Consider the following 18,874-nt stretch of genomic DNA (forward strand, 5'->3'; position numbering starts at 1 on the left):
CACCCGGCCCTCCGCCGCTCCCCCGCTCGCTCCCGGTCCCACTCCCGCCGGAAAGCCTGACGGCACATGTCAGGTTATGCGGCCAGCATGACCCCATGAACCGCACACAGCCGCTCACCTTCCGCCCCACCGACCCCGGCTACGAGGAGGAACTCGCCGGTTTCCAGACCGGGTTCACCCAGCGCCCCGCCGTGGTCCACGGCGCGCGCTCGGCCGACGACGTGATCGCCGCCGTACGGTACGCGGCCGTCGAGAGCCTGCCGGTCGGCGTGCAGGCCACCGGGCACGGGCTGCCGGGTGGCTCCGAGGGCGGGGTGCTGATCACGACGAGGCGGATGGACGGGGTCCGGGTCGACCCCGAGGCACGTACCGTCCGCGTCCAGGCGGGCGTGCGCTGGGGGCAGGTCGTGGCCGCCGCCGAACCTCACGGCCTCGCTCCCCTCAACGGATCCGCCCCGAGCGTCGGTGCCGTGTCGTACACGCTGAGCGGTGGACTGGGCATCCTGGCAAGGGAGTTCGGGTACGCGGCCGATCACGTCCGCTCGCTCGACGTCGTCACCGCCGATGGCCAACTCCGGCGGGTGACACGGGAGTCGGAGCCCGAGCTGCACTGGGCACTGCTCGGCGCCGGTCATGCCTTCGGTGTCGTCACGGAGTTGGAGATCGACCTCGTCCCCGTGCGGAGGCTCTACGGCGGTTCGCTCGCCTTCGACGGGCGGGAGGTCGATCCCACGACCCTGCTGCGGGCGTACGAGGAGTGGACGCGGACCGTACCGGACGAGCTGACCTCGTCCTTCGCCGCCGTACCGTATCCGGACATCCCGGCACTGCCGCCGCATCTGCGCGGGCGGTACGTGCTCTCCGTGCGCGTCGCCTACACGGGCACCGCTGACGACGGGGACCAACTGGTCGCGCCGCTCCGGGAGTTCGTGCCGGTGCTCGCGGACTCGTTGCGGGAGATGCCGTACGCCGAGAGTCACACGATCCACAGTGATCCGCCCGAACCGCACGCGTACTACGGGGACAGCGCGGTGGTGAGCGAGCTGGATGTGGCGCGGGTGGGTGAGGTGTTGTCGCTCGCCGGGCCGGACGCGGCGGGCATGTGTGTCGTCCAGGTCAATCATCTCGGCGGGGCGCTGGCGAGGCCCGCGCCGAACTCGGTGCCGTATCGCGAAGGGCGGTTCCTGGTACGGATGTTGGCGGTCGGGGAGCGGGATGCCGCCCGTGCGCGGCTCGACCCGGCCTTCGCGCTGCTCGCGCCCGTGACGCTCGGGCGGGCGGTCAACTTCGCGTTCGGGGCCGGTGATCGGAGCGAGGGGCTGTACGACGCGGAGACGCGGAAGAGGCTCGCCGAACTCAAGTCGCACTACGACCCGGCGAACCTCTTCCGCGGGAACTTCCTTGTCAGCTCTGCTTGTTGACGAACTTCCAGGCAGTCGGCGTCGCACCCATCGCCAGCGCCGCCTTCAGGGCGTCGCCGATGAGGAACGGGGTGAGGCCGGCGGCGAGCGCGGCGCTCGTCGAGAGGTCGAGGCTCAGCGCCAGGTACGGGACGCCGATCGCGTAGATGATCGCCTCGCCGAGCAGCATCGTGCCGGCCATGCGGAGCACCGAGCGGTCGGCGCCGCGGCGGGCCAGGGCGCCGACGGCGGCGGAGGCGAGCAGCATGCCGACGATGTAGCCGAAGGAGGCGCCGTCGCCGGAGGTGCCCTCGGCGAACCACGGCACGCCGGCCAGGCCGAGCAGCGCGTACAGGGCGAGCGAGAGGAAGCCGCGGCCGGCGCCGAGGGACGTGCCGACGAGCAGCGCTGCGAAGGTCTGGCCGGTGACCGGGACCGGGGAGCCCGGCACGGGCACGGCGAGCTGGGCGGCGAGGCCGGTGAGCGCGGCGCCGCCGAGCACGAGGGCGATGTCCCGGACGCGGGAGGCGGGCAGCAGATCGGCGAGGACCTGGCCCGGGCGGGCGGTGGCGACGGCGGTACTCAAGGGGGACTCCGCAGGTTGACGGGGGTACAGGGGGACTTTGTGACGCTATCCCGGGGCCCTCGGTCCGATCACCGTCAGCGTTCGACAAAGGGTTCGCCGGGGACTTGGTGGGCTCCGGACAAAGGATGCCCGTTACACGCGCCCGCGCGTGATGCCGGTCACGCGGACCTCGTGCCGTCTCGCACACCGGCACCGTCACCATCTCGCACACCGGCCGCCGTGCCGTCTCGCACACCGGTCACCGTCTGGGCAGCCGTGGGCCGTTTTGCTAGCTTCGACCGCATGGTTGCCCAGGCCCGGAACTTCGCGTCGCGTCGCTACGTCGACCTGCGACGCCAGGCCGCGGCGACCTGTTACCGCCCCTGAGGCGGGCGGAGCGGATCCGGTGCGCCTCGACGTCTGGCACAAGACGACGGCGCACTGTCGGACCCGTTCCCGAGGAAGATCCCCATGCCCCGTACCGCGGCACCCCTTCTCGCCTCCCACTCCCCCAACTCCCCCGTTCCGCGCGCCGCCGACAGCGACCGGCGGCGCACCAACGCGAGCGTCATCCTGCGCTCGGTGCTGGAGCACGGCCCGGTGGCCCGCTCCACCATCTCCCGGCTGACCGGCCTGTCCCCGGCATCGGTCACCGACTACTGCGCCCGCTTCACCGAACTCGGGCTCATACGGGAGTCCGCCACGCCTCAACGCTCGAAGGGTGTGGGCCGGCCCCATGTGCCCGTCGACCTGGACGCGTCACGGTTCGTTGTGGGCGGAGTCCATGTGGCGGTGCCCTATACGACGGTCGCCCTGCTCGACCTGCGCGGGCGGGTGGTGGCCGAGCGGCGGATCGGGCACGACAGCCACCTCGCCGATCCGTGCCGGGTGCTGGCGCGGGCCGCCGAAGGGCTGGACACGCTGCTGACGGAGGCGGCCGGGGCCACCCCGCTGGGTGTCGGGGTCGCCGCCGGCGGCTGGGTCGACCGGGACTCCGGGACCATCGTCGACCATCCGCTGCTGGGCTGGCGGGACGTACCCGTGCGCGAACTGCTCGGCGCCCGCACCGGGCTGCCGGTCCATGTGGACGGCCACGCACGGGCGTTGGTGAACGGCGAGCGGCTCTTCGGGCGGGCCCGCGGCAGCCGTAGCGTGCTGCATCTCTTCGTCGGCAACGTGGTCGACGCGGCCTTCGCCACCAACGACGAGGTGCACCACGGGCCGCGCTCGCAGGCCGGGGCGATCGCCCATCTGCCGTTGCGCGGCGGCACCGAACCGTGCGACTGCGGACGCGTCGGCTGCCTCCAAGTCGAGCTGAGCGAACGGACGTTGTGCAGGCGGGCCCGGGAGGCGGGGATCGTCGACGGGGTGAACCCGACCCACGTCGTGACCGCGGCCGAGCGCGGAGACCCGGTCGCCGTACGGCTGTTGACGCAGCGGGCGCGGATGGTGGGGCGGGCGGTCGGGCTGCTGCTCGACATCCTCAACCCCGAGACGGTGGTCGTCACCGAGCTGGGTGTCATACGGCGGGAGGACTGCCTGCGCGCACTGCGCGAGGAGGTCGGGGACGCGCGGGCATCGGCGGTCGTGCCGACGAGTTTCCCGGATTCCGTGCTGGCGGTGGCGGGCGGTTCGGTGCTGCTCGACGTGCTGTACCGGGATCCGTTGAGCACTCCGCCCGGGCTGTCACCGGGGACTATTTAATTCAGAAAGTCGGAATGTTGACAGGGGGCGCCCATGGCCGGGAACATCCTGGTCATGAGCCTGCAGATGAGTTGTCGCACTTCTTGTTGCTGACCCGCTGAAGCGCCCCGGGCGCCGGCCTCATCCTGCCTGAATTCCCTTGTCGAGCTTTCCGCTGCCCGGAATTCTGTCTGCATTCCCCAGACTTTTCATCCGTTGAATCAGGGAGTCCTCCCATGCCTCATTCCCGTGCGCCCGGCGTCGACCGGCGGCTCTTCCTCACCTCCGTACTCGGTGCCGCAGCGGGCATCGCCGGCCTCAGCGGCTGTGCCACGAGCAGTGCCGCGGCCACCAAGTCGAGGGCCGGACTGTCCACCCCGCTCGCCGAGAAGGTCCCCTCCGGCACGAGCCTGAAGATCTCCTCGTACCTGAACACCCAGCAGCTCCAGTTCAAGCTGGCGAAACTGCCCAAGTTGCCGTTCACCGTGTCGAGTTGGGTGAACATCGGCGCCGGTCCCGATGTCATCAACGCGTTCCGCGCCAAGTCCCTGGACCTCGCCAACAACGCGGGCATACCGCCGATCCAGGCGCACTACCAGGGCTACGACGCGAAGATCGTCGCGATCGACGTCACCCGCAAGCCCAACTACCTCTTCGCCACCAAGCCCGGCAGCGACATCCACACGGTCGCCGACTTCAAGGGCAAGAAGCTGGCGTTCTCGCAGGGGCAGGCCCAAGGCGTCGTACTGCTGCGGGCGTTGAAGGAGGCCGGGCTGAAGTACGACGAGGTGAGACTGGTCCCGCTCACCAGCAACCAGTTCTTCACGGCCCTGCAGTCGGGCCAGGTCGACGTCGCCCCGCTCGCCAACAGCCAGGCACCGGCGTACCTCAAGCAGTACGAGGCGAAGGGCGCCCGCGCGATCACGACCGATGTCGTAGACCTGCTCAACCTGTTGTGGGCGCCGTCCGCCGTGCTGGCGGACCCGGCGAAGGCTGCCGCGATCGCCGCGTACATCCCGCAGTGGGCGCAGGGCCAGGTCTGGCAGTACGAGCACCCGGACGCCTGGAACGAGGAGTTCTACGTCAAGACGCAGAACCTGACGCTCGCGCAGGCCAAGTCGGTGACCGCGCTCGCCAACAAGCCGTTGTTCCCGCCGAGTTGGGACGAGGCCGTGAAGTGGGAGCAGGAGACCGCCGATCTGCTCGCGGAGGGCGGCTTCGTGAAGGAGTTCACGGTGGACTCACTCTTCGACCGGCGCTTCGAGGGGATCGCGGCGAAGGCCGTGGCGGCGGAGTACCGGAGGTGACGGCCGTGACGACCTCCACGTCCCGGACGACGGACACGTCCGTCGCAACCTCCGTACCGGTGACCGCAGTTGAGGGGAGCACGGCCGTACGGCGGAGGCGGCGGCGCGGGCTCGCTCCCGGCAAGCGGCTGCCCGCCTCCCGGGTCGTAGGCCCCGTCCTCTTCCTCGCCCTCTGGGCCGTCGCCTCCGCCGCCGGGCAGTTGGACCCGGCCGCGATCCCCGCGCCCTGGACGGTGTTGAAGACCGCCGGCCGGCTGTGGACGTCCGGCACGCTCCCCACCGACATGCTGACCTCGCTGGAACGCGCCGCCTACGGCTTCGCGCTCGGCCTCACCGCCGGTGTCGTCCTCGCGCTGGCCGCCGGGCTGAGCCGGATCGGCGAGGCGCTGATCGACGGGACCGTGCAGCTCAACCGGGCCATCCCCACCCTCGGCCTCATCCCGCTGTTCATCCTCTGGCTGGGCATCGGCGAGACCTTCAAGATCGCCATCATCGCGATCGTCGTCTACATCCCGATCTACCTCAACCTGCACGCCGCGCTGTCCGGCATCGACCACCGTTACGTCGAACTCGCCGAGGTCCAGGGCCTGTCGAGGCTCCAGTTCGTCCGTCAGATCGTCATCCCCGGCGCCCTGCCCGGCTTCTTCGTGGGCCTGCGCCTCGGGGTGACCGGCTCCTGGCTGAGCCTGGTGGTCCTGGAGCAGATCAACGCCACCAGCGGCCTCGGTTACATGATGTTCCAGGCCCAGAACTACGGCCAGTCCGACGTCATCCTCGTCGGCCTGCTGATCTACGGCGTGTTCGGCCTGGTCTCCGACAGCGTTGTCCGTCTCGTCGAACGGAGGGTGCTGTCATGGCGCCGCACACTCAGCAGCTGACCACCGCGACCGCCGTCTCTGCGGTTCCTGCGGTTCCTGCGGTCCAACTCCGGGGGCTCACAAGGTCGTTCGACGGGCGTACGGTGCTCGACCACATCGATCTGGATCTCCCCGCCGGGCAGTTCACCGCCCTGCTCGGGCACAGCGGTTCCGGCAAGAGCACGTTGCTGCGGGCCATCGCGGGGCTCGACCACGAGGTCGTGGGGAGTGGTCAACTCGCCGCCCCTGAGCGGGTGTCGGTGGTTTTCCAGGACTCCCGGTTGCTGCCGTGGCGGCGGGTTCTCGACAACGTGCTGCTGGGGACGGAGGGCAAGGAAGCCGCCGTGAAGGGGCGCGCGGCCCTTGCCGAAGTGGGGCTCGCCGGGCGGGAGCGGGCCTGGCCCAACGAGTTGTCCGGGGGTGAGGCGCAACGGGCGGCACTGGCCCGTTCGCTCGTCCGTGAGCCTGACCTCCTGCTGGCGGATGAGCCGTTCGGGGCGCTGGACGCTCTGACCCGTATCCGGATGCATGTGCTGCTCCGGGAGTTGTGGGAGCGGCATCGGCCCTCGGTGCTGCTGGTCACCCATGACGTGGATGAGGCGATCGTGCTTGCGGATCGGGTGCTGGTGCTGGAGGAGGGGCGAATCGGGCTGGACCTGGTGGTCGCCCCTGAGGTGCCGCGTGCGGAGTACCGGGAGCGGTTGTTGGCGGCGCTCGGTGTGACGTCGGACATCCGGTGAGCGTCCGCTGATTGGTGAACGTCGGCTGCTCGTGCCGTCTGCTGGGGGCTGCGCCCCCAGACCCCCATCGGCCCTGAAGGGGCCTCGTCCTCAAACGCCGGACGGGCTGAGAAATGCCGACCTGCGTTGAGAGGTCGCCCAACGGACTGAACAATGCCGGCCTCCGCCGAGAAGTCGCCCAGCTAGCTGACCAATGCGGCCTGCACCGAGAAGTCCCCCGGCGAGCTGACCAATGCGGCCGGCGTTGAAAGGTCGCCCAACGGGCCGATGTGCGGCCCGCGTTGAGAAGTCGCCCGACGGGCCGATTCAAGCACCCGGAACTCCCACCCAAAGGACCTGGCATGCCCCGCCAACTCCACCTCAACGCCTTCCTCATGAACACCGGCCACCACGAGGCTTCTTGGCGCCTCCCGGAAAGCAACCCCTACGCCCACGTCGAGCTGGACCACTACACACACCTCGCCCGCACAGCCGAACGCGGCACCTTCGACTCCCTCTTCCTCGCCGACGGACCGCAGTTGTGGAGCAACCTCGCCCAACGCCCCGCCGGCGCCCTGGAACCGCTCACTCTCCTCACCGCGCTGGCCACGGCCACCGAGCACATCGGCCTGATCGCCACCGCGTCCACGTCGTACAACTCCCCCTACAACCTGGCCCGTAAGTTCGCCTCGCTCGACATCATCAGCGGCGGCAGGGCGGGTTGGAACATCGTCACCACCGCCGGTGCCGAGGCCGCCCGGAACTTCGGTCTGGAGCACGAGCCCGCGCACGCCGAACGGTACGCGCGGGCCGCCGAGTTCCTCGATGTGGCGCTGAAGCTCTGGGACAGCTGGGAGGACGACGCGATCGTCGCCGACAAGGCGGCCGGCGTGTGGGGCGACGACGCGAAGATCCACCCGCCGCGTCACCAGGGGACGTACTTCAGCGTCGCCGGTGCTCTCAACGTCCCCCGCTCACCGCAGGGTTACCCCCTGCTCGTGCAGGCGGGTTCGAGCGAGGACGGCAAGGCGTTCGCGGCGCGGTACGCGGAGGCGGTGTTCACCGCGCAGCAGACCCTCGCGGACGCGCAGGCCTTCTACAAGGACCTCAAGTCCCGTACGGCGGCGGCCGGTAGGGACCCCGAGCACATCAAGGTGCTGCCCGGCATCGTCCCGGTGCTCGGTTCGACGGAGGCGGAAGCGCGTGCGAACGAGCGCGTACTGGAGGACCACATCGTGTACACGCACGGCGTGGACCACTTGGAGCGACTCCTCCAACTACCGCCCGAAACACTGGAGTTGGACGCCCCACTCCCCGCCGATCTACCTCCCGAGGACTCCATCGAGGGCGCGAAGAGCCGCTACACACTCGTCGTCGAACTGGCCCGCCGCGACCGGCTGACCGTACGGCAGTTGATCGGCCGGCTCGGTGGCGGGCGCGGGCATCTCACCTTCGCCGGTACGCCGGAACAGGTCGCCGACGCGATCGAGTCCTGGTTCACGCAGGGCGCGGCCGACGGCTTCAACATCATGCCCGCGGTACTGCCGTCCGGCCTCGACGCCTTCGTCGACCACGTCGTCCCGCTCCTCCGCACCCGCGGTCTCCTCCGCACGGAGTACGGCCCCCGCACCACCCTCCGGGAGCGCTACGGCCTCCCCCGCCCGGTCAACCAGTACACCCGACCCACCCAACCCGCCCTCGTCTGAAAGGACTTCACCATGTCCATCGAGATCCAGAAGGTCACCGCGAACATCGGCGCCCGCGTGTCGGGCGTGGACATCAACAAGCCGCTGAACGAAGAACGGACAACCGCTCTCCGCGAGGCCCTCAACGTCCACAAGGCCCTGGTCTTCGACGACGTCCACCTCGACGACGAGGGCCAGGAGGCCTTCGCCCGCCACTTCGGCGACCTCACCACCGCCCACCCCACCGTGCCCGCGGTCGACGGCGCCCCGAACGTCCTGCCCGTCGACAGCGAGCGCGGCCGGGCCAACCACTGGCACACGGACGTCACCTTCGTCCTCAACCCGCCCCAGGCCAGCACCCTGCGCAGCATCACGATCCCGCCGTACGGCGGCGAGACCCTGATAGCCAGTTCGGCGGCGGCCTACCGCGACCTCCCCCAGCCGCTGCGCGTCCTCGCGGACACCCTCTGGGCGGAGCACACCAACGACTACGACTACGCCGTACCGGAGGAGTCGGTCGACGCCGAACGGGCGGCCCAGCGCGCCCAGTTCACGTCCATCAAGTTCCGCACGGTCCACCCGGTCGTCCGCGTCCACCCGCTGACCGGCGAACGCGGCCTGTTCATAGGCGGTTTCGCGCAGCGGATCGTCGGCCTGTCAACCGGCGAGTCCCGCAAGATCCTCGACCTCCTCCAGGCGTACGTCACCCGCCCGGAGAACATCCTGCGCTGGCGCTGGTCCCCCAACCAGCTCGTCCTCTTCGACAACCGCATCACCCAGCACTACGCCATCGACAACTACGACGACCAGCCCCGCCGCCTCAACCGCGTCACCGTCGCCGGCGACGTCCCGGTCGGCATCGAGGGCAAGGAGAGCTACTCGATCGAGGGGGACGCGTCGCACTACACGTCGGTGGCGGAGTAGCCACACAGAGCCTTCTCGCTGCTAGGTTGTAGTTGCAACCTATGTGCAACAAGAGGCTCGAAGGGGATCGATCCGCCATGCCCGTCTACACGCTGCCCGACCTGCCCTACGACTACTCCGCGCTCGCCCCCGTGATCAGCCCCGAGATCATCGAGCTGCACCACGACAAGCACCACGCGGCGTACGTCAAGGGAGCCAACGACTCGCTGGAGCAGCTGGCGGAGGCGCGCGACAAGGAGCAGTGGGGTTCGGTCAACGGCCTGGAGAAGAACCTGGCGTTCCACCTCTCCGGCCACATCCTGCACAGCGTCTACTGGCACAACATGACGGGCGACGGCGGCGGCGAACCGCTGGCCGCGGATGGCGTCGGCGGCCTGGCCGACGCCATCCGCGACTCCTTCGGCTCCTTCGCCGGCTTCAAGGCCCAGCTCACCAAGGCCGCCGCGACGACGCAGGGTTCGGGCTGGGGCGTGCTCGCCTACGAGCCCCTGAGCGGCCACCTGATCGTCGAGCAGATCTACGACCACCAAGGCAACGTCGGCCAGGGCTCCACCCCCCTCCTCGTCTTCGACGCCTGGGAGCACGCCTTCTACCTCCAGTACCGGAACCAGAAGGTCGACTTCATCGACGCGATGTGGGCGGTCGTCAACTGGCAGGACGTGGCGAGGCGTTACGAGGCAGCGCGGTCCCGGCAGACGATCCTGCCCGTGTGACCCCATGAAGCGTCCTGCCTCGTGATCGTCTTCTCACCTTTCACGCGGGCGGGCGGATGAAGGGAAGACCCCCGCGAGGACGTGACTCGCGGGGGTCTTCCTCACCTCACTTCGCCTCGAAGGCGTGCCTCACCAGGTCCCGGTCCTTCTTGGTGAGCGCCAGGTCGAACGTGCCGTCGGCGGTGACGAGTTCGTAGCGCTCGAACTTCGGGCCCAGCGGCAGCTTCACACCGGTGGGCTTGAGGGAGAAGGGCGGTCTCAGGCTCGCGGTCCGGTCTCCCCGCCGGTCTGTCCAGACCGGTTCCTCCCCCACGGCCAGGCGCAGTTGTCCCGATCTGAGGCGCGCGATCTGCTTGCCCTTGCCGACCGAGGACATGGCTGCCCCGCCGATGCTCTTCGTGAATCCCGCGACAAGCAGCACCTGCCCGTTCTCGAAGTCCTCGATGTCCTGCGCGGACGTACGCCGTCGGATCCACGCCCAGCGCAGCAGCACATCCACCGTCGTCAGCGTCCCCGCGGCACGCCGTGCCGCCCGCTTCTCCTGCCCCATCGTCCCCACCCTTTTCGGCCGTCGATTACACAGGAACGTTAAGTGAGAGGAACGCGGCCCCACCCGGCGCCATCCGAATCTCGGACACCGCCGCATTGCGCAACTGCGGAAACACCCGCCGGTACTCGCCGAGCGGAATCCCCAGCAACCGGCACAGCACCAGTCGGAGCAGGGTGTTGTGGGCCACGATCAGGACGCGTTGGTCGGAGTGCGCGGCTGCGATGCGGTGCAGGGCGGCCGTTCCGCGCGCCGCGGCGGCCGCGGGGGCTTCGGCCTCCGGGAAGGGATTCGCCACCGGGTCCGACCGGAAGGCCTCCGCCGCCCCGGGGTTCTCCGCCGCGAACTCCGCGAGCGTACGGCCCTCCAGCACGCCGAAGTCGCATTCGCGCAGGGCGGGTTCGGTGTGGGGGGTGAGGTTCAGGGCGCGGGCGGCGGGGGTTGCCGTGAGGACCGCTCGGGAGAGCGGGGACGTCCAGATCGCGTCCACCGGGTGGGCCGCGGCCCAGCGGCCCAGGGCTTCCGCCTGCGCGACCCCCGTGTCCGTCAGGGCGACGTCGCTGATGCCGGCGTAGCGGTTCTCGGCGTGCCAGGTGGTCTGGCCGTGGCGGGCGAGGAGGAGTGTGGTGCTCATGAGTCGATCGTGTCCTGGTTCAGGCGGGTGCGGGTGTGGGTCGCGAGCGGGGTCGGCAGCCAGCCCCGGGTCTCCAGTTCGTCCACCAGGCGAGCGTACGGCTCGGTGAAGCGGGCCGTGTGGGACGCGCGGGGTTCGAGGACCGTGCGGACGCGGACCATCCGGTCGGCCACATCCGGCAGAGCAATGCCGCCCGTCCCCGTTCCGTACGCCGCCAACACCGCCATCCCCAGCGCCGGTTCGATCTGTTCCGGTACCCGGGCCGGGCGGCCGAGGATGTCAACTCGGAGCTGGTTCCAGTACGCGCTGCGGGCCGCGCCGCCCGTGAAGGTGAGGGGGCCGTCTATCGGGGCGCCGAGGTGGTGCAGGTAGTCGAGGCACAGGCGCTCGGTGAACGCCACGCCCTGCAGTGCCGCCGCCCATCGGTCCGCCTCGGATGCCGGGGTGCCGAGTGTGAAGGCGGTGGCCTCCGGGGCCAGGAACGGGAAGCGTTCTCCGGGTGAGGCCAGGGGATACGTCAGGGCGCCCGACGGTTCGTACTCGGCCGCCCGGATGTCCATCTCCGACGGGTCCGGCCCCAGCGGCAGCGCCCCCGCGCCCACACTCGACGCCCCTCCCGGTAGCCAACTGCCGTCCGGGGCACGGTGGTTGTAGACCACCCCGGCGTCGTCCCGGACGGGGTTCGCGGATGCTCCCTTGAGGACCAGGGTGGTGCCCAGTACCGAGTTCCAGGCGCCGGAGCGCAACGCCCCCGACGCGATCTGGGCCGCGCAGCCGTCCGTCATCCCGGCGATGACCGGGGTACCGGCGGGGATGCCGGTCGCTTCGGCGGCGGTCCGGCAGACCTCGCCCAGCCGGGTGCCGGGGCGGACGACCTCCGGCAACACCTCGCCCAAGCAGGCCAGTTGGGGCGGCCAGGCCTCGCGCTCCGCGTCGTAGCCCGTCTTGAGGGCGTGGCTGGAGTCGGTCGGGATCACCTCTCCCGTCAACTGCGCGGTGATCACGTCGGGTTGGTGCGTCACCCGGGCCGCCTGCCCCCTCCCCTCCCTCCACCCGTATGCATCCAGTAGCCACAACGCCTTCGGCAGCGCCCAGCTCGTCTGCATGCCGACCCGCGCCGCCTCCTCCACCGCGCGCCCGTCGTCGTACATCAACCCCCGTGTGAGCGGGCGGCCTTGGGCGTCTGTCAGCAGGACCGTCCCGGAGGTGCCGCACACCGCGAGCCCGCCGATCGACCTTCGCCCCCTCAGCAAGGACATCGCCGAGCGGGACGCCGTGCACACCGCCTCCCACCACTCCCCCGGATCCTGCCCGTGCCGTACGCCGTCCCGGTGATTGGTCAGCGGGGCCGTGCCCGCGCCGAGGACCGTGCCGTCGGCCGTGACCAGCAGTGCGCGGACGCTCTGCGTGCCCAGGTCGATCCCCAGCCACGCTTCCGCTTCGCCCTCGAACATCATCCGGACCTCCCTCAGGGGTTACGCATTCGGCATTCCCCGTTCATCGTGGCGGAGAGGGAGGGAGCCCCACGATGACCGAGACCCTGCGTGTCGTCGCCGCCGGTGACCATTTCGTACTGCCTTCACTGATCACGGCGGCCGTCGCCGAGGAACTGCGCGAACACCCCTTCACCGTAAGCGAGTTGACGCTCGGCTGGCCCCTGGAGCCCTTCGGGGCCGTGGCCGAGGTGGAGGAAGCCAGCGATGCCGAGGAGGAGGTGATCGACGCCCTGCGGAGCAGCGACGGCCAGGTGCTCGTCACCCAGATGGGTCCGGTCACCGAGCGCGTGCTCGCGGCCTGTCCGGATCTGCGGCTGGTCGTCGTGTGCCGGGGCGGTCCCGTCAACGTCAACCTGGACGCGGCGAAGACCCACGACGTACGGGTGTGCTTCGCGCCCGGCCGTAACGCCGCCGCGACCGCCGAGTTCACCGTCGGGATGATGCTGGCCGCGCTCCGCCGTATCCCGCAGGCTCATGAACTCCTTGCGGGGCAGGGGAGTTGGGAGGCCGGGGCCGCCTACTACACCTACGAGCACAGCGGGTTGGAGCTGGAGGATCTGCCGGTCGGGCTCGTCGGGTACGGGGCCGTGGGCAGCCGGGTGGCGCGGGTGCTCTGTGCCTTCGGGGCGCGCGTGATGGTGTACGACCCGTATGTGCACGGCGAGATCCACGGGCTGCGCGTCGGCGAGCTGGACGAGCTGCTGCGCCGGTCCCAAGTCATCACGCTGCACGCCCGGTTGACCCCCGAGACACGGGGTCTGATCGGCGCCCGTGAGCTGGCGCTGCTGCGGCCCGGTGCGGTGGTGGTGAACGTGGCGCGGGGTCCGTTGCTGGACGAGGAGGCGTTGTGCGACGCGTTGGAGAGCGGGCAGGTGTCGGCTGCCGCACTGGACACCTACGCGCGGGAACCGTTGCCCGCCGGGGCTCGGCTGTTCGGCTTCGCCGACCGGGTCACCCTCACCCCGCATCTCGGGGGTGCGTCCCGGGCCGTGGCCGAGAAGGCGGCGCGGATCGCGGCGGCGGAGGTGGGACGGTGGGCGCGTCGGGAGCCGCTCGCGCACAGCCTGACCTGAGGATCGTCACGAACCGCCTGAGGATCGTCACCAACTCCGAGGAGGCGTTATGTACGTCGGAATCGATGTCGGCACATCCACGGTGAAGGCCGCCGCCTTCGACGGCTCCGGGCACCAACTCGCCGTAGCGGCCCGGCCGGTGGGCCTGTCGATGCGCGGCGGGTTCGTCGAGCAGGACATGGACGAGGTCTACGGCGCGGTCGTCGCCGTACTGGACGAAATCTCGGCGGAGGTGGACGGACCGTTCGAGCTCGCCGGGCTGACCGGGCAGGGCGACGGGGTGTGGCTGGTGGACGCGGAGGGGCGGCCGGTGCGGGCGGCGGCGTCCTGGATGGACGGGCGGGCGCATGAACTGCTCGATCAGTGGCTGGCGGACGGGACCTTCGAGACGGTGTTCCGGCGGACCGGGAGCGCGATGTTCCCCGGGTGTCCGGGGCCGTTGCTGGCGTGGCTCGCGGCGCACGAGCCCGCGTCGCTGGACGCTGCCGCCACCGCCCTGTACTGCAAGGACATGGTGTTCCAGCGGCTGACGGGGGCGCGGGCGACCACCGATGTGTCGGACGCGTCGATGCCGTTCCTCGATCCCCGGACGCGGTCGTACGACAACGGTGTCGTCGAGCTTCTCGGGCTGACCCGTCGACGGCGGCTGCTGGCGCCGGTCGCCGACCCGGTCGCCACGGCCGAGACGCGGGGCGAGGGGCTGCCGGCGGGGACCCGGATCGCGAACGGGCCGTACGACCTGCCCGCCTGCGCGCTCGGTGCGGGGGTGACGGAACCGGGTGACGGGCTGCTCATCGTGGGGACGTGTCTCGCCAGTCTGGTCGCGACCACGGAGCTTGATCTGAGCGGTGAACCGGCCGGGCTGTACATCTCCCTCGACCGGCCGGGGCACTGGTTGCGGGCCATGCCGGCGATGGTCGGTACGGCGGCGCTGGACTGGGTGCTGTCGACGACCGGCGTCCGCCACGAGGAGGTGGACGGGCTGCTCGCGGCGACCCCGCCGGGCGCGAACGGGGTGCGGGTGCTGCCGTACTTCGCGCCGTCCGGTGAGCGCGCGCCCTTCGTCGAGCCCCGTCTCCGCGCCGAACTCACCGGTGTCTCCCTGGAGTCGACGCCCGCCGACCTGATCCGGGCGACCTGCGAGGGCATCGGTTACGCGGCCCGGCACTGTCTGGAGGCGGCGGGGCTGACGGGATCGCTGGCCGTGTGCGGCGGGGGTACGCGCAGCCCGGCCTGGATGCGACTGCTCGCGGATGTGCTGGGGCGGCCGTTGCGGGTCGTGGAGGGGGAGGTGGGCGCGCGGGGCGCGGTGCTCGCGGCGGCCGAGCGGTACGGGGTTCCGCTGGACGCGGGGGTGTGGACGCGGCCGACCGAGATCGTGGAGCCGGACGCCGGGCGGGCCGCGTTCTACGCCAAGGGGTTCGAGGACCATCTGGCGCGGCTGGCGGCCGCGCGGCACCGGAGCCGGTGATTTCGGGGGCGGGCGCCCGCGATTCGCGGTGTACTACCGGCCTGGCCGTGCGTGGCGAGGAGGAGTTCATGGCGGTACGCCGAAAATGGTGCCCGAACTGTCGTGGGATGCACGACTTCCGGAAGATGGTCGCCGCCGAGAAGGCCGCCGTCCGTGAGGAGAAGGGGCCCCGGCACTTCGTGCACGATCTGTGGCGCTGCGACGTCAAGGGCTGTGTGTGGTACCAGCCGTGGTTCAGCACGCGACGCGGCGGCGATCTCCCCGAGAAGTTCCGTGAGGAGAAGGCCGCCGCCCCGGAGTGAGCGCCGCCGTGGTTACACCAGGTTGCTGAAGTCCGGGCCCTTGGTGCGAGTGCGCTTCAGCTCGTAGAAACCGGGGACCGAGGCGACCGCGACGGTGCCGTCCCAGAGGCGGGCCGCTTCCTCGCCCTTGGGGGCGGGGGTGACGACCGGGCCGAAGAAGGCGATCTGCTCGCCGTCGGGGCCGGGGACGGCGATGACGGGGGTGCCGACGTCCTGGCCGACCTTGTCGATGCCCTCCTTGTGGGAGGCGCGCAGCTCGGCGTCGAACTCGAAGTCCTCCTGGTCCGCGTAGTCGATCAGGTCGGCGGGCAGGCCGACGTCCGCGAGCGCACCGGCGATCGCCTCGACGGTCGGACCCTCGCCGTTGTTGTGGATGCGGGTGCCGAGCGCGGTGTAGAACGGGCCGAGGGCGTCCGAGCCGTGCTTCTGCCAGACGGCGGTGACCACGCGGATCGGCTTCCACGCCTTGGTCGCGAGCAGCTCGCGGTACTCCTCGGGCAGCTCGTCCAGCCGGGGCTCGTTGAGCACCGCCAGGCTCATGATGTGCCAGTGGACCTCGATGTCGCGGACCTTCTCCACTTCCAGCACCCAGCGGGAGGTCATCCAGGCCCAGGGGCACAGGGGGTCGAACCAGAAGTCCACGGGGGTCTTGGCGGTCTCAGACATGACGCTCCTCGGAATACAGCCGTTTCCCCACGGCAACACCGCCCCTCCCCACCTCATTCCCGGGTACCTACCGTCAGGGGCACATGGCAGGATCGGCCCTGACCGCATAGCGAACACCGTTGATCGAACACCATCCGAGGGAGTGCCTCCGTGCCCGGTGAGAATCTGACCCGCGACGAGGCCCGTGAGCGGGCCGCCCTGCTGTCCGTCGACGGGTACGACGTGTCCCTCGACCTGCGTTCGGCGGTGGGCGACTCCGCCGGGGGCGAGGGCACCGCGGAGGGGCCGCGGACCTTCCGGTCGGTGACCACGATCCGGTTCCGCTGCGCCGAGCCGGGCGCGGCGAGCTTCGCGGACCTGATCGCGCCGGCCGTGACCGCCCTGTCGCTCAACGGCAAGGACCTCGACCCGGGCGCGGTCTTCGACGGCACGCGCATCCAGCTGGAGGACCTGGCCGCCGAGAACGAGCTGATCGTCGACGCGCAGTGCGCGTACTCCCGTACCGGCGAGGGCATGCACCGCTTCGTCGACCCCGAGGACGGCGAGGTCTACCTCTACACCCAGTACGAGCCGGCCGACTCGCGCCGGGTCTTCGCCAACTTCGAGCAGCCGGACCTCAAGGCACCCTTCCGCGCCGAGGCGCGGGCCCCCGAGGGCTGGACGGTGTGGAGCAACGGCGTCGGCGAACTGGCCGACGGCGTATGGAAGTTCGCGGAGACGAAGCCGATCTCGACGTACATCACGGCGTTCGCGGCGGGCCCGTACCACTACGTGACGGACTCCTACTCGCGCACCTTCGACGACGGTACGACGCTGGAGATCCCGCTCGGCGCGATGTGCCGCAAGGGCCTGGCGCCGTACTTCGACGCCGACGACGTCTTCCTGATCACCAAGCAGGGCCTGGACTTCTTCCACGAGCACTTCGACTACCCGTACCCGTTCGGGAAGTACGACCAGGCGTTCGTGCCGGAGTACAACCTCGGCGCGATGGAGAACCCGGGGCTCGTCACCTTCCGCGAGGAGTACATCTTCCGGGGGAAGGTGACGCAGGCGTCGTACTCGGGGCGGGCGAACACGATCCTGCACGAGATGGCGCACATGTGGTTCGGCGACCTCGTCACCATGGAGTGGTGGGACGACCTGTGGCTGAAGGAGTCGTTCGCCGACTTCATGGGCGTGTTCGCGAACGTCGGCGCGACCCGCTTCACCGACGCCTGGATCAGCTTCGCCAACCGCCGCAAGGCGTGGGCGTACCGCGCGGACCAGCTCCCCTCCACGCACCCGATCACCGCCGACATCCGCGACCTCCAGGACGCGAAGCTCAACTTCGACGGCATCACGTACGCCAAGGGGGCTTCCGTACTGAAGCAGTTGGTGGCGTACGTCGGCCAGGACGCGTTCCTCGAAGGCGCGCGGCGCTACTTCAAGCGGAACGCGTACGGCAACACGCGCCTCGGTGACCTGCTGTCGGTGCTGGAGGAGACGAGCGGGCGGGACATGGCGTCCTGGTCGCGGTCGTGGCTCCAGACGGCCGGGGTCAACTCCCTCACTCCGCAAGTGGTGTTGGACGTGGAGGGCGGCCGTATCGCCGAGCTGACCGTGCTCCAGGAGGCGGCGGAGTCGCACCCCGAACTGCGCCCGCACCGGGTGGTGATCGGCCTCTACCGGATGGAGGACGGCCGTCTCGTGCGGTACGAGCGGGCCGAGGTGGACGTCGACGGCGCGCGGACGGTCGTGGTGGAGCTGGCCGGTGCGGACGCGCCGGAGCTGGTGCTCGTCAACGACGAGGACCTCACGTACGCCAAGACCCGCTTCGACGCCGTGTCGTTGGCGACCCTGCGTGAGCAGCTCGGCTCGCTCACCGACCCGATGGCGCGGGCGCTGTGCTGGTCGGCGCTGTGGAACATGACGCGGGACGCGCTGCTGCTCGCGCCCGACTTCATCGACCTGGTGATGCAGTTCGGGCGCCGGGAGACCGACATCGGTGTCCTGCAGATGCTGCACGCGTGGGCGAACTCGGCGCTGGTGAACTACTCGCCGCCGTGGTGGCGCGAGACCGGCGCGAAGCTCCTGGCGCACATCGCGCTGCGGGATCTGCGGGACGCCGAGCCGGGCAGCGAGCAGCAGCTGGCGTGGGCGCGCTTCTACGCGTCGGTGGCGTCGGCGCCGGAGGAACTCGCCCTGCTGCACGCCCTGTTGGACGGTACGGAGAAGATCGAGGGCCTGGTTGTCGACCAGGAGCTGCGCTGGGCGTTCCTGGAGCCGCTGACCGCGCACGGCGCCGCCGACGAGGCCGTCGTGGCCGCCGAACTGGCCCGGGACGACACCGCGTCCGGCAAGCGCCACCAGGTCCGCTGTCTCGCCGCCCGCCCCTCGGCCGCCGTCAAGGCGCAGGCGTGGGCGCAGGTCGTGGAGTCGGACGCGCTGTCCAACGCGCTCGTCGAGGCGACCATCGCGGGGTTCGCGCAGCCCTCGCAGCGGGAGTTGCTCGCGCCGTACACGGAGAAGTACTTCGCGGCGATCGAGCGGGTGTGGTCGGAGCGGTCGATCCAGATCGGCGTGGATGTGGTGCGGGGGCTGTTCCCGGCGTACCCGGCGGCCGAGGACGCGCAGGCGACGCTGGACGCGACGGACGCGTGGCTGACGTCCCACGAGGGGGCGGCGCCGGCGCTGCGGCGGCTGGTGCTGGAGTCGCGGGACGATCTGGCGCGGGCGTTGCGGGCACAGGGGGCGGACAACGAGGGGCGGGGCGCTGAGGGCTGAGGGGCCGAGGGTTGAGGGCTGAGGGGCTGAGGGGCTGAGGGGCTGATCGTTGGCCTGTGATTGGCCTCT

The 18,874-nt window shown here is 70.5% G+C and carries 17 protein-coding genes; 12 read left to right on the forward strand and 5 right to left on the reverse strand.

The window, feature by feature from the left end:
- Window positions 1-95: 95 nt before the first annotated feature.
- On the forward strand, window positions 96-1,421 hold the full coding sequence (locus tag OG407_RS19025; RefSeq protein ID WP_405859535.1) for an FAD-binding oxidoreductase: 1,326 nt from the start codon (window positions 96-98) through the stop codon (window positions 1,419-1,421).
- Here OG407_RS19025 and OG407_RS19030 read toward each other — a convergent pair.
- Window positions 1,405-1,986: a biotin transporter BioY gene (locus tag OG407_RS19030; RefSeq protein WP_405859537.1), complete on the reverse strand. Its 582-nt coding sequence runs from the start codon at window positions 1,984-1,986 to the stop codon at window positions 1,405-1,407. The two genes, OG407_RS19025 and OG407_RS19030, sit on opposite strands and share 17 nt — an antisense overlap.
- Before the next feature lie 450 nt (window positions 1,987-2,436).
- Between OG407_RS19030 and OG407_RS19035 the strand changes: the two genes are divergently transcribed.
- The 7 genes from OG407_RS19035 to OG407_RS19065 all read left to right on the forward strand — a co-directional run bounded on the left by OG407_RS19035 (window position 2,437) and on the right by OG407_RS19065 (window position 9,853).
- Window positions 2,437-3,669, forward strand: a complete 1,233-nt coding sequence (locus tag OG407_RS19035; protein ID WP_405859539.1) for an ROK family protein — start codon at window positions 2,437-2,439, stop codon at window positions 3,667-3,669.
- 215 nt (window positions 3,670-3,884) lie between these two features.
- Window positions 3,885-4,955, forward strand: a complete 1,071-nt coding sequence (locus OG407_RS19040; protein WP_405859541.1) for an ABC transporter substrate-binding protein — start codon at window positions 3,885-3,887, stop codon at window positions 4,953-4,955.
- On the forward strand, window positions 4,952-5,833 hold the full coding sequence (locus tag OG407_RS19045; protein ID WP_405859543.1) for an ABC transporter permease: 882 nt from the start codon (window positions 4,952-4,954) through the stop codon (window positions 5,831-5,833). The genes OG407_RS19040 and OG407_RS19045 overlap by 4 nt, the downstream gene beginning before the upstream one ends.
- Window positions 5,809-6,552, forward strand: coding sequence for an ABC transporter ATP-binding protein (locus tag OG407_RS19050; protein ID WP_405859545.1), 744 nt, complete (start codon window positions 5,809-5,811; stop codon window positions 6,550-6,552). The genes OG407_RS19045 and OG407_RS19050 overlap by 25 nt, the downstream gene beginning before the upstream one ends.
- A gap of 341 nt (window positions 6,553-6,893) precedes the next feature.
- Window positions 6,894-8,237, forward strand: a complete 1,344-nt coding sequence (locus tag OG407_RS19055) for an LLM class flavin-dependent oxidoreductase (protein WP_405859547.1) — start codon at window positions 6,894-6,896, stop codon at window positions 8,235-8,237.
- A 12-nt stretch (window positions 8,238-8,249) separates the two neighbouring features.
- Window positions 8,250-9,140, forward strand: coding sequence for a TauD/TfdA dioxygenase family protein (locus OG407_RS19060; protein ID WP_405859548.1), 891 nt, complete (start codon window positions 8,250-8,252; stop codon window positions 9,138-9,140).
- Window positions 9,141-9,217: 77 nt separating this feature from the next.
- The gene (locus OG407_RS19065) at window positions 9,218-9,853 is read left to right on the forward strand and encodes a superoxide dismutase (protein ID WP_405859550.1); all 636 of its coding nucleotides are present in this window, start codon (window positions 9,218-9,220) and stop codon (window positions 9,851-9,853) included.
- Between the two features lie 106 nt (window positions 9,854-9,959).
- Here OG407_RS19065 and OG407_RS19070 read toward each other — a convergent pair whose 3' ends face one another.
- Genes OG407_RS19070 through OG407_RS19080 form a run of 3 tightly spaced genes read right to left on the reverse strand, consistent with a single transcriptional unit; the run spans window position 9,960 to window position 12,491 of the window.
- Entirely contained in the window at window positions 9,960-10,403 is a 444-nt protein-coding gene (locus OG407_RS19070; protein WP_405859551.1) for a hypothetical protein, read from the reverse strand.
- A gap of 25 nt (window positions 10,404-10,428) precedes the next feature.
- On the reverse strand, window positions 10,429-11,034 hold the full coding sequence (locus OG407_RS19075; RefSeq protein ID WP_405859553.1) for a histidine phosphatase family protein: 606 nt from the start codon (window positions 11,032-11,034) through the stop codon (window positions 10,429-10,431).
- The gene (locus tag OG407_RS19080; RefSeq protein ID WP_405859555.1) at window positions 11,031-12,491 is read right to left on the reverse strand and encodes an FGGY-family carbohydrate kinase; all 1,461 of its coding nucleotides are present in this window, start codon (window positions 12,489-12,491) and stop codon (window positions 11,031-11,033) included. Before OG407_RS19080 ends, OG407_RS19075 begins: the two co-directional genes overlap by 4 nt.
- 71 nt (window positions 12,492-12,562) lie before the next feature.
- On the opposite strand from OG407_RS19080, the gene OG407_RS19085 reads away from it, so the two are divergent.
- The 3 genes from OG407_RS19085 to OG407_RS19095 all read left to right on the forward strand — a co-directional run bounded on the left by OG407_RS19085 (window position 12,563) and on the right by OG407_RS19095 (window position 15,376).
- On the forward strand, window positions 12,563-13,603 hold the full coding sequence (locus OG407_RS19085; RefSeq protein WP_405859557.1) for a 2-hydroxyacid dehydrogenase: 1,041 nt from the start codon (window positions 12,563-12,565) through the stop codon (window positions 13,601-13,603).
- Window positions 13,604-13,652: 49 nt separating this feature from the next.
- Window positions 13,653-15,074 (forward strand): FGGY family carbohydrate kinase, encoded by a 1,422-nt coding sequence (locus OG407_RS19090; protein ID WP_405859559.1) that lies wholly within the window; start codon window positions 13,653-13,655, stop codon window positions 15,072-15,074.
- A gap of 107 nt (window positions 15,075-15,181) precedes the next feature.
- On the forward strand, window positions 15,182-15,376 hold the full coding sequence (locus tag OG407_RS19095; RefSeq protein ID WP_405859561.1) for a hypothetical protein: 195 nt from the start codon (window positions 15,182-15,184) through the stop codon (window positions 15,374-15,376).
- A gap of 12 nt (window positions 15,377-15,388) precedes the next feature.
- Here OG407_RS19095 and OG407_RS19100 read toward each other — a convergent pair whose 3' ends face one another.
- The gene (locus OG407_RS19100) at window positions 15,389-16,042 is read right to left on the reverse strand and encodes a disulfide bond formation protein DsbA (RefSeq protein ID WP_405859563.1); all 654 of its coding nucleotides are present in this window, start codon (window positions 16,040-16,042) and stop codon (window positions 15,389-15,391) included.
- Window positions 16,043-16,192: 150 nt separating this feature from the next.
- Here OG407_RS19100 and pepN point away from each other — a divergent pair, with 150 nt between their 5' ends.
- Entirely contained in the window at window positions 16,193-18,805 is a 2,613-nt protein-coding gene (pepN, locus tag OG407_RS19105) for an aminopeptidase N (protein WP_405859565.1), read from the forward strand.
- Window positions 18,806-18,874 lie beyond the last annotated feature (69 nt).

The organism is Streptomyces sp. NBC_01515 (assembly GCF_045040345.1).
Taxonomy (GTDB): Bacteria; Actinomycetota; Actinomycetes; order Streptomycetales; family Streptomycetaceae; genus Streptomyces.